The following is a 15,703-nucleotide window of genomic DNA, read 5'->3' as shown; positions in this document are numbered from 1 at the left end:
CGGAAAGCTACGTGCCGTCACGGGTTCGAGCCGCACCGCCGAACGCCTGATCTGCGAGTTCAGCTCGATCGCCGACGACGAACTAACCGATGCCAGTCCCGGCCGCTTTCTGTTCTACGAAAACATCGAGGAGGCCTGCGAGAAAGGTTTCGCGATCTACGATTTCAGCGTCGGCGACGAATACTACAAGCGACTTTGGTGCGATCTGGAAACCGCCCAGTTCGACACATTCGTGCCGTTGACGATGAAAGGCCGGGCCCTCGCGCTTGCCAGCGCCGGCAGCGCTCGTGCCAAGCGTGTGGTCAACAACAATTCCAGACTCTGGGCTTTCGCGAAGGCTGTTCGGCGCAGATTTGCGTCCCTGCGCCGCTAAACGCGTTTCAGGCCGCGTCGCGTCCTGGCGGCGCCGGGGGCATTCTTTGGCCGGCCGGCGAAACGAGGATCGGCGCATCGACACCGCTCTCACGTAGTTCTTCCAGCATCTCGACCGCGAGTTCTCCCTCATCCGGATCGAGCATGCTCACAAGCACTTCCGTATCGGAAGACAGTAGACGGCCGATGGCATGAGCATCGGTTGGACCGCATTCGACGATAACCACATCGTAGGCGGCCGAAAGGGATTCCATAATGATCGGCAACCTGTCCGCCGCCCGCATGGCGCGCTGCGGATCCGCCGTGCCTACCGGAATGATATGGCATTCGGAAAAAAGATCCGTGTGAATCACATCGGCGAACTGCGCCTCGGAGGCAAGAAGATTGGTAATGCCCGTATAAGCGACGCTTTCGAGCATGGGAAGCGAAGCCGCACCCGATGCCGTCAAATCCAGAAGCAGGACGCGCAGTCCCGAATCGGCCACATCTCTTGCCACCAGCACCGATGCTGCCGCCGCCTCGTCACCCTCGGGCGACAGAAACAGGGCGCGGGTCACGCCCCCCGTGACCAGCCGCTCGGATGCCTGTTCGACGTCGATTTCGCCGTAAGCGGCGACAGACGCTGGCCGTTCAGTGCCCCTCTTTTCGTCAACGAAGGACGCAGGCCCCTCGGCAGCGGAAACAGCCTGTTGAGGATCGGAGGCGCCAGGGTCCGTATCCAGCGACGGTTCGACGCGCGGCATACGCACCGCAGCCGGAACGGGGGCTGAAACGCCTGCGGTGGGACGCATCGCCCGTCCGCTGAACAGTTCCTGCAGCAAGGTGACGATCGCCATGATGAGAAGCGAAGCAACGAACGCCGCTGACGTAATCGGCACGATTTTGGGGAAGTAGGCTTCGCTCGGCGTGATGGCGCGCGAGAAGATGCGCACATCTGCCGGCAGATAATTGCGATCGCTGCGCGAAGCGGCTTCGCGATAGCGCGTCAAATAGGATTCCAGAAGTTCGCGCTGCGCAGTCGCCTCACGCTCGAGCGCCCGCAGCTCCACCTGCTCTTCTTCTGCGCGGGCAGATGCGGCCTTCAAACGGTTGAGTTCGGCGGTCAGTTCCTGTTCACGCCTCTGCGCAGTCGCCGCCTCGGCTTCGAACCCGGCAAGCACCTTGTTGGCTTCGCTTCTGATCTGCGCGTCGAGGTCGCTGAGTTGCGAGCGCAACGCGCGGATACGCGGATGATTGCCCAACAGCGTCGTCGACAGGTCGGCAATCTGCGCGTTGAGTTCCACCTGCCGCTCCCGCAGGCTCTGGATGAGTGGAGAGGCCAACACTTCAGGCAGACTTTCGACGGCCGCCCCGCGATCAAGCGCGCTTCGAACGGAATCGGCCTGCGCCGTTGCCGCAGAGCGATTGGCCCGGGTGCGGGAAAGCTCGCTCGACAGTTCGGCGAGTTGCTGTGTCGCCAAAACCGTGTTGTTCTCTCCAAGCAAAAGATCGGATTCTCCCCGATACTCAGCCACCCGGGCTTCGGCGTTCTTCACACGTTCTCGCAAATCCTCGATTTCCGGCTCAAGCCACTGTGTCGCGCTTGTATTGGACTGGAGCTTGGCATTGCTCTGCATCGCCACATAAGCGTCTGCCACGGCATTTGGAATCTCAGCCGCGAGCTTCGGATCCTCGGACGAGAATTCGATCACGATAACGCGCGAATTCTCCACCCGATAAACGGTGAGCCTCTCACGAAACGCGCGCAGAACACGCTCTTCAGTGGTTCCTTCCACAGGCGCATTTTTCAACCCCGCCATAACCAGTAGGCCCGACACGAGCGAGCCGCCTTGAGCGGAAAACTCTCCCCGATTGGCAAGATTGAAGGCTTCGGCCACATCGGTGAGGATTTCGGTCGAGGTAATAAGTTCGACCTGGCTCGCCACTCCCTCGCCGTCGAGGATTGGGCGGTCACCATCGTCAACGCCTTGGGGACGGGTGTAGATCGATTCCCGGGTTTCGATCAGCAGCCGTGTCTGGGCACGATACTGCGGTGTCATCGTATAAACGACGACGAAGACCAGGCCCGTGATGATAAGCGAAGCCAGAAGAATGCGCGGCCACTTATGCCGCACGCCGGCGAAAAGCCGGCCGAGGTCGACATCAACGTCACCATGAGCGATGTGATCGCTGTTCATCCGCTAGGCTCCCAATCTACTTGACGCCAAGGTAAAGGCGCATGGTAACCAGCCGGTTAAAGCGCGCGCCTCCCGATGGGACGCTTCATGTATTTGCGTTATGAGCCCATAAAGCCCGACTTTACCCGACATTAACCCTAATGGATGGATAAGACGACTGTGGTTCCTGCTTCGTAGGATAGAGTGACGTCAGAGGTTTGCAGTCGGTCATGATAAAAACAGCCAAACTCTTGCCCGCGCTGGCAGCGCTCGTTCTTGCTGCAGGCTGTTCCGGTTATCGTCCAGCACCGCCGGCCTTTCACGAGGCGCTCTATCAACCCTATGTGCTGGACGCCGGAGACACGCTGCGCGTGACCGTCTTCGATCAAGACAATCTCACCAACACCTACAGTGTGGACCAGGCCGGTTACATCGCGTTTCCGCTGATCGGCTCGGTTCCAGCACGTGGCCAGACATCCAAGCAGGTGGAGCAATCCATCGCCGGTATGCTGCGCCAAGGCTATTTGCGCGATCCTGATGTGACCGTGGAGATCGACCGCTACCGCCCGGTTTTCGTCATGGGCGAGGTCGGAGCGCCAGGTCAATATTCTTATGTTCCGGGCATGACGGTTCAAAAAGCCGTGGCTGCGGCCGGCGGCTTCAGCCCGCGTGCCAACCAAAACAATGTCGACATCACGCGAGACATCAACGGCAAGGTTCTGACCGGCCGTGTGGTTACCTCCGATCCGCTGCTTCCCGGTGATACGGTCTATGTCCGCGAACGCCTGTTCTAAGGCACAACCGCCGGCTAGGACGCAAGGGCGGCCAGCGGAGAAGAAACTGCGGATCGTCCATTGTTTCCGCTCTCCGGTCGGGGGCATTTTTCGTCATGTACGCGATCTTTGCGAAGCGCAGCGCGCGGCTGGACACGAGGTTGGCGTGATTTGCGATTCCACCACTGGCGGCGATTATGAGGCAAGCCTCATCGCCCAGTTGGAGCCGCGCCTTTCGCTGGGAATCCGGCGCACACCGATGCAGCGCCACATTGGGCTTGGCGACCTCACCGCGGCCCGTCGCGCCTATGACGTCGTGCGCGGGATGCAACCGGATGTCCTGCACGGTCACGGTGCCAAGGGCGGTGTGTATGCACGCGTCTTCGGCACGCTAATGCGCGTTTCCGGTCGGAAACCCGCACGCATCTATTCCCCCCATGGAGGCAGCCTGCACTACGCCACCGAAACCGCCACCGGTCGCTTCTTTTTCTCGATCGAACGCATGATGGACCGCCTGACCGACCACATTCTGTTCGTCTCTGATTACGAACGACGCACGTTCGAACGAAAGGTGGGGTTGCCGCGTGCGCCGTTCACGCTGGTCTACAATGGGCTCACCGCCGAAGAATTCGAGCCGGTTCAAACCGGCAACGACGCAGCCGACTTTCTCTATATCGGCATGATGCGCGATCTCAAGGGACCCGATCTCTTCATAGATGCATTGGCGCTGACGGAGCGTAGGCTCGGTCGCAAACTTACTGCTGTCATGGTGGGCGACGGCGACAGCCTTGATCGTTACAAGGAACAAGCGCGCCAATGCGGGTTTGAAGATCGGATCCGTTTCCTGCCGGCCATGCCGGCACGGGCTGCATTCGGCCTGGCTCATATCATGGTGGTGCCTTCGCGCGCCGAGGCGATGCCCTACATCGTGCTTGAAGCACTCGCTGCCGGACGTAGCTTGATTGCCAGCGCCGTGGGCGGCATCCCTGAAGTTTTCGGTGAGGAATCACCCGCCCTTACGCAGCCCGATGCGGAAGCCATCGCAGCAAAAATGCATCTGGCGATGAGCGACGAACCGGCCTTCCGCGCGACGATGCCGGCCCTGCCCGAATTGCGCGCCCGCTTTGGCGCCGATGTCATGGCCGCCGCCGTCGAAACCGCCTATCGCGACAGCCTCTCAATAAATCGTTAAGCAAAACCGCGAGCACTCTTGTCAAAAACCTTTGTGAAAGGGAATCTTAGCCCCTGATATCTATGCTTCGCGCACGAAAGTCAGGGGCATCGCCAGTTCATGAACCAGATCGACCCGAAACGGCTCCATGCGTCGAAGACGCCGGGACAGTCGGGCATGCGAAAGACCGGCGACGATCAGGGAAAACTCAATCCCATCGCCTGGCAGGTCGCACAGCAATACAAACGCGAAACCATGTCGCCGGTCATGGTGCTCGGTGTCTTGCGGCTGGTCGAACTGTCGACACTGCTTCTTACCGGCATCGTTCTCTACGCACTCTATGTCGGGCTTTCACCAGTCCTCTTCTGGCACTACATGACCGCTATTGGTGGCGGTTCGGTGCTGATGGTCGTGCTGTGCGAGTTTACCAGATGCTATCAAATGCGGGCGCTGCGCAATCCGTCCGGCTCGATGGGACGTGTTTTCGTCGCCTGGACGGCGACGTTCGCAGCCTTGGCGCTCACCGGATTTTTTCTGAAAATATCCGACAGTTTTTCGCGTTTCTGGCTCGGCGCCTGGTTCGTCTGCGGTTTTGCCGCGCTTCTGGCATTGCGCATCATCGTGTCGCAGCTCCTGCGCCGCTGGGCACGCAACGGCACGATCGAACGCCGTGCCGTCATCGTCGGCGGCGGTGCGAACGCCGAGCAACTCATTCGCTCCATTGAGCAACAACCCTATAACGATATTCGCATCTGCGGTCTGTTTGACGACCGCGACGATCTGCGCTCGCCGCCCGTGGTCGCCGGCTACCCCAAACTCGGCACGGTTACCGAGCTGGTCGAGTTCACCCGCATAGCCCGCATCGACATGTTGATTGTCGCGATGCCCATTTCTGCGGAAAAGCGCGTGCTTTCGCTCCTGTCGAAGCTCTGGGTACTCCCGGTCGACATTCGCCTCTCGGCGCACGCGAACCATCTGCGTTTCCGCCCGCGCGCCTATTCCTATATCGGCACAGTGCCGATGCTCGACATTTTCGATCGCCCGATCAACGACTGGGACTCGGTCGCCAAACGCGGCTTCGACATTCTCTTCAGCCTGATCGGCATCGTCGTTTTCTCACCGATCATGCTGGCCACGGCCATCGCCATCAAGCTCGACAGCAAGGGTCCTGTTCTTTTCAAGCAGTTGCGACACGGCTTCAACAACGAGGCTATCGAGGTTTTGAAGTTCCGTTCCATGTATTTCGAGCAGTGCGACCCGACGGCGAAGGCGGCTGTCACCAAGAACGACCCACGCGTCACCCGCGTCGGCCGCTTCATTCGCAAAACCTCAATCGACGAACTGCCGCAATTCTTCAACGCCCTTGTCGGCAGTCTTTCTCTGGTCGGTCCGCGACCGCACGCCGTGACCGCGCAAACGCGCGACCGCCTCTACGAGGAGGTGGTCGACGGCTATTTCGCGCGCCACAAGGTGAAACCCGGCGTCACCGGCTGGGCGCAGATCAATGGCTGGCGCGGTGAAATCGATACGGACGAAAAAATCCGCAAGCGCACCGAGTACGACCTCTACTACATCGAAAACTGGTCGCTCTGGCTCGATCTCAAGATCCTGTTCCTGACACCGGTTCGCCTCATGAACACGGAAAATGCGTATTGAGCCTGCTCACCTACGATAGAGCGGTAGCGGGCCTGCCCCGCACCGCGGTTGATGCCAAGCTCGTTTCCCTCCTGAAACTGGCGGCGATCGGCCTCGGGGTTTTTCTATCCGGCTTCGTCATCCGCGAACCGGCCCCCTACGAACTTTATATGGTGGGCCTGATTGCCGTCTGGGCTTTGGCAGGTTTGAAGATTTCGCGGCGCGTCGCGCCGCTCCTGGCGCTTCTCATCGCCTTCAATATCGGTGGCCTCATCTCAATGTCGCAACTCGCCGATCTGGGCACCATCCCGCTCTACGTCGCAGTCTCGCTGTTCCTTGCGCTCACATCCGTTTTCTTTGCCGCGATTGTGGAAGCCGAGGCCGAGCTTCTGGGGGTCGTTTTCCGCGCATGGATCGCCGCCGCCGTCATGACGGCCGCGTTCGGGATTCTCGGCTATTTTCACGCCTTTCCGGGCGCCGAGATGTTTACGAAGTTCGAACGCGCGGCCGGCGTCTTCGAAGATCCGAATGTGTTCGGTCCTTTCCTAACCTTGCCGGCGATCTACCTTCTCTATCTGATCCTTACGGCGCAGCCGCGGACTGCCCTCGTTTCGACACCGCTGTTTCTGATTGTCACCGGCGGCGTTTTCTTCTCCTTCTCGCGCGGCGCGTGGGGACTTCTTATTCTGACCGCGGGTCTCCTGGTGCTCGCCGTGTTCCTCAACGCCAATACCGCGGCCGCCCGCTTGCGCATTTCCGTCACCGCTTTTCTGGCGCTTGCCGGCGTCGCGCTCGCGCTGATTCTCGCGCTCCAGATTCCTGCCGTCGCGGACCTCTTTAGCCAACGCGCACAACTGGTGCAGGATTACGACAGCGCCCGGCTCGGCCGTTTCGCCCGTTTCGGCATAGGCTTCGCCTGGGCCACCGAGCACCCGCTCGGAATCGGTCCCTTGCAATTCGGTCAGATTCTCGGCGAGGACACGCACAATATTTGGCTAAAGGCGCTGCTCGACTATTCCTGGCTGGGGTTTGCGGCCTATCTGACGCTCATTCTGTGGTCGCTGACCGCCGGTTTCCGCATTCTCTTCCGTCGTCGACCGTGGCAGCCCTATCTGATCTGCGTCTATATCGTCTTTGTCGGTCACGTAGCGCTCGGCACGGTAATCGATACCGATCACTGGCGGCACTTCTATCTGCTTCTCGGCTTGCTGTGGGGCATGATCGCGCTCGAACAGAAACGTATGGCCGCGCAGTTTTCCAACACGGAATAAGCAGGGATTCAAGAAGAAATGGTCGGAGCGGCGGGATTCGAACCCACGACCCCTTGACCCCCAGTCAAGTGCGCTACCGGGCTGCGCTACGCTCCGAACCGGCGCAAGGGATATAGTCTCAGCAAAGGCCGCGCAAGACCTAAAAGTCATTCATAAGCAAAAAGCCGGACTGCCTGCGGCTCTCAACAGCGGCCCGCCCGCTCGATGCGGTCGATCCTCACCGCACCTGATCGAGCAGACGTTTGCATTCGAGCAGGTCGAACAGCGCTTCCTGCAACAGTGCCCTGTTGTCGCGTGAGAGACTTGAGGCATCGGCAGAGACAGGACCATCGGCCTCGCCCCTGCCAAGACCGAAAAACCGCTTGCTCGGTTTGGCTTTCGCCGTTCCCACCAACTGCTCGTCTTCCGAAGCCGCCTTTTCTGCCTCTGCCTGCTGGCTTTGGGCGATCGCCTCCACAGCGGCCACGTCTCCACGACCGATGGCGACCACGAACTGGTTGCCGTTCTCGCGCAACAGTTTTTGCACGCCTTTGATCGTGTATCCCTGATCGTAGAGCATGTGACGGATGCCCTTGATGAGATCGATGTCCTGCGGCCGGTAATAGCGACGTCCGCCGCCACGCTTCAAAGGCTTGATCTGCGCGAACCGCGTCTCCCAGAAACGCAACACATGCTGTGGCAGATCCAGCTCTTCGGCGGCTTCGCTGATGGTGCGGAAAGCGTCGGGGCTTTTGTCCATGATTGCGCGTCTCCTGCAGATCGGGGCCACACGATGTCGTGCGCAACCCCAAAACGATCGTGATTTTCGCGGGCGACGGGCGTTGTCGCCCCCGATACTCCGTCGATTCGGGAGTTTAAACCACTTCGCGGTTCAGCAAAAACCGCTGCTGACGCTCAACGTGCCACCAGGCCAAAACGGATCAGGCGCTCTTGCGAACGCGCCTCGTTTGATGTGCCTTGAGGATGCGCTCTTTCAGCACGTTGGACGCTTTGAAGGTCATGACACGGCGCGGTGAGATCGGCACTTCTTCCCCGGTCTTGGGGTTGCGCCCGACACGCTCGTTCTTGTCACGCACCTGGAAAGTGGCGAAGGACGAGAGCTTTACCGTCTCGCCGCGCACGACAGCGTCGCAAACTTCCTGAAGAACCATTTCGACAAGCTGAGCGGATTCGGTTCGCGACAATCCGACTTTGCGATAGACGGCCTCAGCCAGCTCGGCACGCGTCAGTGTCTTTCCCCCCATAGGGCTACCCATCCAAATCTTGAAAAAGCTTATGATTTCAATATGCGGCGCTGACGTTACAAAAATTGCTTCGTAACGGTCAAGGACGATACACGTGATTTGCTTCGGCTACCAGCGCACGAGCACCGCACCCCAGGTAAAACCGCCGCCCATCGCTTCAAGAAGGACCAGGTCGCCCTTCTTGATCTGGCCTCGTTCGACGGCGACGGAAAGGGCCAACGGTACTGAAGCCGCCGATGTGTTGCCGTGCAGGTCCACGGTTACAACAACCTTTTCCTCGGCAATGCCGAGCTTCTTCGCCGAGGCGTCGATGATGCGCCGATTGGCCTGATGCGGTACGAACCAATCGATATCGTCGGCTGTGATGCCCGCTTTGGAGAACACATCCTCGATCACATCGGTGATCATGCCGACGGCGTGCTTGAAAACCTCGCGCCCCTGCATGCGCAGATGGCCGACCGTGCAGGTTGTCGACGGCCCGCCATCGACATAAAGCTTGTCGCGCTGGCTGCCGTCGGAGCGTAACGACGCAGCGAGAACGCCCCGGTCGTCGAGGGAGCTCTCCCCCTCCTGCGCTTCCAGCACCACCGCGCCTGCACCGTCGCCGAAGAGAACGCAGGTCGTGCGGTCGTTCCAGTCGAGAATGCGCGAGAAGGTTTCCGAGCCGATCACCAGCATGCGCTTTGCCTGACCGCCGCGAATATAAAGGTCCGCCGTCGTGACGGCGTAGACGAAGCCGCTGCACACGGCCTGCATGTCGAAAGCGAAGCCGCCGGGCACACCCAGCCGCTCCTGTATCTCGACGGCGGTTGCCGGAAAGGTGTTGTTTGGCGTCGACGTCGCCAGAATGATCATGTCAATATCGTTCGCCGTCAACCCGGAGCTTTCCAGCGCGGCACGGGCGGCCGCCTCTCCAAGCGATGCCGTCGTCTCGTCCTCGGAGGCGATATGGCGCTGACGGATACCGGTGCGCTGCACGATCCACTCATCGGAAGTGTCGACAAGCTTCTCGAATTCCGCATTCTTCATAATGCGGCGCGGCAGAGCGGAGCCAATGCCACGCACGACGGATCTAATCATCACAGCGTCCTATTCATTCACGGCTGCAACGCCGGCAACCGACTGCGGCTTGCGGGCGTGATAAAGGTCGAGGGTAGCGCGCGTCTTGTCGAGCAGATGGCTGCGCGCCATTTCATATCCAAGTTCCACCGCAGCGGCGAAACCTTCCGCGTCTGCGCCGCCATGACTTTTGACGACGATGCCGTTGAGACCGAGGAACACACCGCCATTGATCTTGCGCACATCCATCTTTTCGCCCAGACGCTGGAAAGCGCCACGCGCGAACAGATAGCCGATGCGCGCCATCACCGTACGGCCCATTGCCTCACGGAGATAGCCGCCAATCTGTCGCGCCGTGCCTTCGGCGGTTTTCAATGCGATGTTGCCGGAGAACCCTTCGGTGACGACCACATCGACAGTGCCCTTGCCGATATCGTCGCCTTCAACGAAACCTTCGTAACGCATGGAGTTCAACGCCGCCTCACGCAACATGCGTCCGGCTTCCTTGACCTCTTCCTGCCCCTTGATTTCCTCTACGCCAACATTGAGGAGACCCACCGTGGGACGGTCGAGATCGAAGAGGGCATTGGCCATGGCCGCACCGAGAATCGCGAAATCGACGAGTTGCTGGGCGTCGGCTCCAATGGTCGCACCGACGTCGAGCACGATGCTTTCGCTGCGGATTGTCGGCCAAATCGCTGCGATCGCCGGCCGCTCGATATCGGCCATGGTGCGCAAGCAGAATTTCGACATGGCCATAAGGGCACCGGTGTTGCCGGCGGACACGCAACCATCAGCCTCGCCGTTCTTCACCGCCTCGATGGCCTTCCACATGGACGATTTCCAGCGCCCCTGCCGGAGCGCCTGGCTGGGCTTGTCGTCCATGCGCACCGCAACCTCGCAATGCGTGAACTCGCTCACGTCCTTGAGACCGGGCAGACTGTCAAGCACGGGAAGCACGGTGTCCTCGCGGCCGTAGATCAGAAAACGGGCGTCGGGACGCCGTTCGATGACCTTGGTCAGGCCACGCAGCGTGACCTCGGGACCATGATCCCCGCCCATAGCGTCAATCGAAATGCGTACCACGCGTGATGTGCCTCAATGGTTGATCGGGCGCCGGTATCGGCTCAAATGTGCGGCGAAAATAGCGTTTTTGGCCGGTGGCACAACCTCGTTTCGCGCCTTCGTCACGCAATTCAGGACTTTTGTCCGAGCTTGCGCAGGCCCTCATAGAGGGGCCCGGCTGCTTTCGAAGCGTCCTCTTCCACCTCCGACGCCTCCATAACAGCCCCGGGCTTGCGCGGATAGGGGTCAATGCCGAGAGTGAAAAATTCCTCAGCCAGCGCACCCGCGTCGATAATGCTGCCAAGAAACGTGTCCGGCATGTCGGGACCTTCCGCATCCAGCACGAACTCGCCGCCTTCCACCTCGTTGCGGGCAAGCCGCGACCCTTCCGGAACCAGCGTGGCCGACACCTCTTCCTCGATATGACTTGTCACCGGATCCAGGGTCACCACGCAGGACTGCGTGATATCCGCCTCCACCTTACCGGTGATGCGCACGCCATCGGCCTTCCAAGGCCGTACGGTCAGCACCGCCGCAAAGCGTTCAACGGAAAGAAGGTCGTGGGTGGCCGCCAGAGCCTTGCATTCGCTCTCATCGGCTTCAATCGAGACCGGCATCCCCTTGCGCGACAGACGGTGGACATTCACCTCACAGGAGACCGGTGTTTTCTTCTTGTCGGGCATTGCTCAACTCTCCCTTTCCGCATCAGGGAATGAAATTTCGCCCGCGATAAGATTCTCGACCGGCTGTACATCCAGCGCTGCCGCTGCGGCGAGCGCGTAGCGGGCAAGAGGCTGGGCGTCGGGCCAGCCCTCTTCGTCGGGACGAATATTGCGGCGCATAGCCACGGCGAGCGCCTCCACGTCCCCGGCATCGATCGCTTCGCCATAAGCGGCGGCACGGCCGTAAAACATCCGGGCCAGCTTCTTGATGCGCTTGGGCACACCGAGATCACCGATCCCCAATTCGCGGATCGCATGTTCCACATCCCGGAAGAAAACGTCCGTAACCTCTTGCGCCATATCGCGAATCGCTGCGCCATCCTCGCCGCGAACCCGGCGCAAGAAAAGAATCATGTGCAGGGCAATCATTTCAAACCGGCCAAGCGGCGTGTCGGGCACGTTCCAGCGCGAATAAAAGACCGGCTGCCGTGAGGACGCCACGATTCGTTCATACAAGCCGTCGATAATCGCACGGCGCGAACGCTGCCCAAAGCCAAACAGCTTCTGGAACATGAGAAATGCCCTCCCTCGGGGCTGGTTTGGGACAGGATCAGGTTGCATCGGCGCTTAAGCTGGTTTACCCGTTTTGCCGGCGGGGACAAGGGCTTTCACTCGAAAGCTCTCGCGCCGGGGACGCTATGGAGATGTCGTTGCAGGTGAAGAAAATCAACAGCAATCCTGTCGGACGCACAGTTTTGGCCGTCGCAATCGCCGGAACGGCGGCTGCATTGTCCGGCTGCAATGTCGCCAACACGCTGGATGCGCGCGAAACCCTCACCCAGGGTTACGTCATCGACGAGCAGGCGCTGGAACTGGTGCCTGTCGGCTCTAGCCGCGAGCAGGTGCTGTTGGCGCTGGGCTCGCCATCGACGACGGCGACCTTTGACAACGAAGCTTTCTATTACATCTCCCAGAAGCGTGTGCGCGGTGCAGCCTTCATGCGCCCGCGTCTGGTCGAGCAAAAGGTTCTGGCCGTGTATTTCGGCGACGACGAGCGCGTCTCGAAAATCGCCAATTACGGGTTGGAAGACGGCAAGGTGTTCGATTTCATTTCGCGCACCACGCCGACAGGAGGCAAGGAACAGACCTTCATCGGTCAGATTCTCGCCGGTGCGTCGAAAGGCGGTCCGCCTTCGGGCCTCTTCGGCGGCGGCGGTGGCTGATCGAACAGCAATCTCAGGCAACACCAAAGCCCGCGAGCATCGCTCGCGGGCTTTTTCTTTCCCATGGCGCGAAAGACCCGCCTCACCGCTTCTCCTTTTGCGAAACGGCGAGGCGGTGGCCTGTCAGTGTGCCAGAACGGCCAGCAACAAAAGCGCGATGATGTTGGTGATCTTGATCATCGGGTTCACTGCGGGGCCGGCCGTATCCTTGTAGGGATCGCCGACCGTATCGCCGGTGACGGAGGCCTTGTGTGCCTCGGAGCCTTTTTCGTGCTTGGTGCCATCGGCATCCACAAAGCCGTCCTCAAACGATTTCTTGGCATTGTCCCAGGCGCCACCGCCAGCGGTCATGGAGATCGCCACGAAAAGACCTGTGACAATGACGCCCAGAAGCATCGCGCCAAGCGCCGAGAAAGCTTCGCTCTTGCCGGCAATCGCATAAACCACCGCAAACGCCACCAGCGGCGAAAGCACCGGCAGAAGCGAAGGCACAATCATCTCCTTGATCGCAGCCTTGGTGAGAAGATCCACCGCCGTGCCGTAGTCGGGCTTTTCCTTGCCCTCCATGATGCCGGGCTTTTCGCGGAACTGCCTGCGCACCTCCTGCACGATGGCACCGCCGGCGCGGCCGACCGCCGTCATGGAAAGACCGCCGAACAGGAACGGCAACAGGCCGCCGAACAGAAGACCGACCACGACGTAAGGATTGGAGAGCGAGAAATCTACGCTCACGCCTTCAAAGAAGGTGCCGGGCTCCGCATTGGCGGCAAAGTATTTCAGATCCTCCGTATAGGCTGCGAACAGCACAAGCGCGCCGAGGCCCGCGGAACCGATGGCATAGCCTTTGGTGACAGCCTTGGTGGTGTTGCCCACCGCGTCGAGCGCATCGGTTGTCTGACGCACCTCGCTCGGCAGATCGGACATTTCGGCGATACCGCCGGCATTGTCCGTGACGGGACCGAACGCGTCGAGCGCGACCACCATGCCTGCAAGCGCCAGCATCGTCGTCACCGCGATGGCGATGCCGAACAGGCCTGCCAGATTGAACGACAGGATGATGCCGGCAATGATGACGATAGCCGGCAGCGCCGTCGCCTCGAGCGATACGGCAAGACCCTGGATGACATTGGTGCCATGCCCGGTCACCGAGGCCTGGCTAATGGAGCGCACCGGTCGGTAACCGACGCCCGTATAGTACTCGGTGATCCAGATGATGAGCCCGGTGACGCCGAGCCCGACCACACCGCACCAGAAAAGCGATGTGCCGGTGAAGGCCGAACCGTTGCTGGCCGAGAACGCTGCCGAACCACCGAGCCAGCCCCAGACGATGCCGGCCAGGGCGACGACCGACAGCGCCGCAGTCGCCCAGAAGCCCTTGTAGAGCGCGCCCATGATCGAATTGTTGGATCCGAGCTTGACGAAGAATGTGCCGATGATCGAGGTCACGACGCAGGCCGCGCCGATCACCAGCGGGAAGAGCATAAGCGTCACCGCCGTTTCGCCCGTGAAGAAAATCGACGCGAGCACCATGGTGGCGACCACCGTCACCACATAGGTTTCGAACAGATCGGCCGCCATGCCAGCACAGTCGCCGACATTGTCACCCACATTGTCGGCGATGGTGGCCGGGTTGCGCGGGTCGTCCTCGGGAATACCCGCTTCCACCTTGCCGACCAGATCGCCACCGACATCGGCACCCTTGGTAAAGATACCGCCGCCGAGACGTGCAAAAATGGAGATCAGCGACGCACCGAACCCGAGCGCCACCAGTGCGTCGATGACGATACGGTCGGTCGGCGCATGGCCGAGCAGATCAGTAAGAACCCAGAAATAGACTGACACGCCCAGCAGTGCGAGGCCGGCGACCAGAAGGCCCGTGATTGCGCCCGACTTGAAGGCGATGTCGAGCCCCGCCGCCAGGCTGTTGGAAGCGGCCTGCGCCGTGCGCACATTGGCACGTACGGAAACGTGCATGCCGATGTAACCGGCCGCGCCGGAGAGCACCGCGCCGATCAGGAAGCCGACACCGTCCTTGACGCCGAGAAACACGGCGAGCAGGACGAAGATGACGATGCCGACCATGCCGATCGTCCGATACTGGCGGTTCAGGTAGGCTTTCGCGCCCTCCTGCACCGCACCGGCGATCTGCTGCATCCGCTCGTTCCCGGCCGGCGCCGAGAGCACCGACTGCGATGCCCAGGCACCGTAAACCAGTGCCAGCACCCCGCAGCCGAGCACCAAGTACAACACGATATCCATATGGAGTTCCCTCGAGATAGATTGGTCCAACCCGCTTTACGCAGGCCGGGCGCTAGATTCGCTGCCCGCTCGCAGCGCCCCAGAATCGCGCGGAAAATGCCAGAACCGGTCTACGATAGCAACCGTTTGCGCGCCGATGGCCCGCCACACCCTGCCGATCTGATTAGGCGCGACGCCGGCGATCCAGCCACAACACCGCGCCGGTGGCGATGACGACGGGGAAGATGATGCCGATGTTGACCGCCTGCCAGCCGATGGTGCTGAAGATCACGCCGGAGGCCAGCGCGGTGACCGCGGTGGTGCCGAAGACCATGAACTCGTTGAAGGCCTGAACCCGAGCCTGCTCCTCGACCCGGTAGGGCTCGGTCAGCAGTGAGGTGCCGCCGACGAACATGAAGTTCCAGCCGACGCCCAGCAGGACCAGGGCGGCCCAGAACTGCAGCACCTCGACCCCGGTCAGGTTGATCAGGGCGCAGCCCAGAATCAACAGGCCGCCGACGGCGATGACCCGCTCCGCCCCCACCCGGTGAATGATGTGCCCGGTCACGAAGGACGGCGCGAACATGCCGACCACGTGCCACTGGATGACGAAGGCCGCGGTCTCGAACGGATGGGCGCAGGCCACCATGGCCAGGGGCGTCGAGACCATCACCAGGTTCATGGCGCCGTAGGCCACCATGGCGCAGAGCACCGCGACGATCAGCGCCGGCTGACGCAGGACTTCGGCCAGAGGGCGGCCCTTGCCGCGATCCTTCATCGACAGCGGCGGCGGCAGCGCCGCGAACTGGATCAGCACCAGGGTGAGGAAACCCA

15 protein-coding genes and 1 tRNA gene are annotated in these 15,703 nt (G+C 60.9%); 6 read left to right on the top strand and 10 right to left on the bottom strand.

Annotated elements, in window-relative coordinates; translation table 11 throughout:
* Positions 1-373, top strand: a 373-nt coding sequence (locus QZ638_RS16590; RefSeq protein ID WP_295812784.1) for a GNAT family N-acetyltransferase, incomplete at its 5' end; no start/stop codon positions are given.
* A 7-nt stretch (positions 374-380) separates the two neighbouring features.
* Here QZ638_RS16590 and QZ638_RS16585 read toward each other — a convergent pair.
* Positions 381-2,549 carry a Wzz/FepE/Etk N-terminal domain-containing protein gene (locus QZ638_RS16585; protein WP_295812781.1) on the bottom strand — a complete coding sequence of 723 codons (2,169 nt, stop codon included), beginning with the start codon at positions 2,547-2,549 and terminating at the stop codon, positions 381-383.
* A gap of 209 nt (positions 2,550-2,758) precedes the next feature.
* Here QZ638_RS16585 and QZ638_RS16580 point away from each other — a divergent pair, with 209 nt between their 5' ends.
* The 4 genes from QZ638_RS16580 (at position 2,759) to QZ638_RS16565 (ending at position 7,378) form a co-directional block, all read left to right on the top strand.
* A complete protein-coding gene (locus tag QZ638_RS16580) occupies positions 2,759-3,322 on the top strand; it encodes a polysaccharide biosynthesis/export family protein (RefSeq protein WP_295812779.1) in 564 nt (187 codons plus the stop codon).
* Positions 3,323-3,368: 46 nt separating this feature from the next.
* The gene (locus tag QZ638_RS16575) at positions 3,369-4,493 is read left to right on the top strand and encodes a glycosyltransferase family 4 protein (protein ID WP_295812790.1); all 1,125 of its coding nucleotides are present in this window, start codon (positions 3,369-3,371) and stop codon (positions 4,491-4,493) included.
* 156 nt (positions 4,494-4,649) lie between these two features.
* Complete coding sequence (locus QZ638_RS16570) at positions 4,650-6,128, top strand: undecaprenyl-phosphate glucose phosphotransferase (RefSeq protein WP_295812788.1); 1,479 nt, start codon at positions 4,650-4,652, stop codon at positions 6,126-6,128.
* Positions 6,125-7,378, top strand: coding sequence for an O-antigen ligase family protein (locus QZ638_RS16565; protein ID WP_295812777.1), 1,254 nt, complete (start codon positions 6,125-6,127; stop codon positions 7,376-7,378). The genes QZ638_RS16570 and QZ638_RS16565 overlap by 4 nt, the downstream gene beginning before the upstream one ends.
* Before the next feature lie 19 nt (positions 7,379-7,397).
* On the opposite strand, the gene QZ638_RS16560 is transcribed toward QZ638_RS16565, so the two are convergent.
* From QZ638_RS16560 to QZ638_RS16530, 7 genes are all read right to left on the bottom strand, one after another.
* Positions 7,398-7,474: transfer RNA gene (locus tag QZ638_RS16560), tRNA-Pro, on the bottom strand.
* A gap of 121 nt (positions 7,475-7,595) precedes the next feature.
* Positions 7,596-8,117: a MerR family transcriptional regulator gene (locus QZ638_RS16555; RefSeq protein WP_295812774.1), complete on the bottom strand. Its 522-nt coding sequence runs from the start codon at positions 8,115-8,117 to the stop codon at positions 7,596-7,598.
* Positions 8,118-8,298: 181 nt separating this feature from the next.
* On the bottom strand, positions 8,299-8,622 hold the full coding sequence (locus tag QZ638_RS16550; protein ID WP_295812771.1) for an integration host factor subunit alpha: 324 nt from the start codon (positions 8,620-8,622) through the stop codon (positions 8,299-8,301).
* 108 nt (positions 8,623-8,730) lie between these two features.
* Complete coding sequence (locus QZ638_RS16545; protein WP_295812768.1) at positions 8,731-9,702, bottom strand: beta-ketoacyl-ACP synthase III; 972 nt, start codon at positions 9,700-9,702, stop codon at positions 8,731-8,733.
* Between the two features lie 9 nt (positions 9,703-9,711).
* Entirely contained in the window at positions 9,712-10,767 is a 1,056-nt protein-coding gene (gene plsX, locus QZ638_RS16540) for a phosphate acyltransferase PlsX (protein ID WP_295812766.1), read from the bottom strand.
* Between the two features lie 110 nt (positions 10,768-10,877).
* Entirely contained in the window at positions 10,878-11,429 is a 552-nt protein-coding gene (locus QZ638_RS16535; RefSeq protein ID WP_295812763.1) for a YceD family protein, read from the bottom strand.
* Positions 11,430-11,432: 3 nt separating this feature from the next.
* The gene (locus QZ638_RS16530; protein WP_295812760.1) at positions 11,433-11,981 is read right to left on the bottom strand and encodes a ubiquinol-cytochrome C chaperone family protein; all 549 of its coding nucleotides are present in this window, start codon (positions 11,979-11,981) and stop codon (positions 11,433-11,435) included.
* Positions 11,982-12,112: 131 nt separating this feature from the next.
* Here QZ638_RS16530 and QZ638_RS16525 point away from each other — a divergent pair, with 131 nt between their 5' ends.
* A complete protein-coding gene (locus QZ638_RS16525) occupies positions 12,113-12,631 on the top strand; it encodes an outer membrane protein assembly factor BamE (RefSeq protein WP_295812786.1) in 519 nt (172 codons plus the stop codon).
* A 123-nt stretch (positions 12,632-12,754) separates the two neighbouring features.
* Here the strand turns inward: QZ638_RS16525 and QZ638_RS16520 are convergent, their stop codons facing one another.
* Positions 12,755-14,890, bottom strand: a complete 2,136-nt coding sequence (locus QZ638_RS16520; RefSeq protein WP_295812758.1) for a sodium-translocating pyrophosphatase — start codon at positions 14,888-14,890, stop codon at positions 12,755-12,757.
* A 163-nt stretch (positions 14,891-15,053) separates the two neighbouring features.
* Positions 15,054-15,703: MFS transporter (locus QZ638_RS16515; protein WP_295812756.1), on the bottom strand; the 650-nt coding region annotated here is incomplete at its 5' end.

The organism is uncultured Nitratireductor sp. (assembly GCF_913053745.1).
Classification (GTDB): domain Bacteria; phylum Pseudomonadota; class Alphaproteobacteria; order Rhizobiales; family Rhizobiaceae; genus Nitratireductor.
Note: the sequence above shows the minus strand (reverse complement) of the source record. Positions and strands in the feature narration are given on the sequence as shown.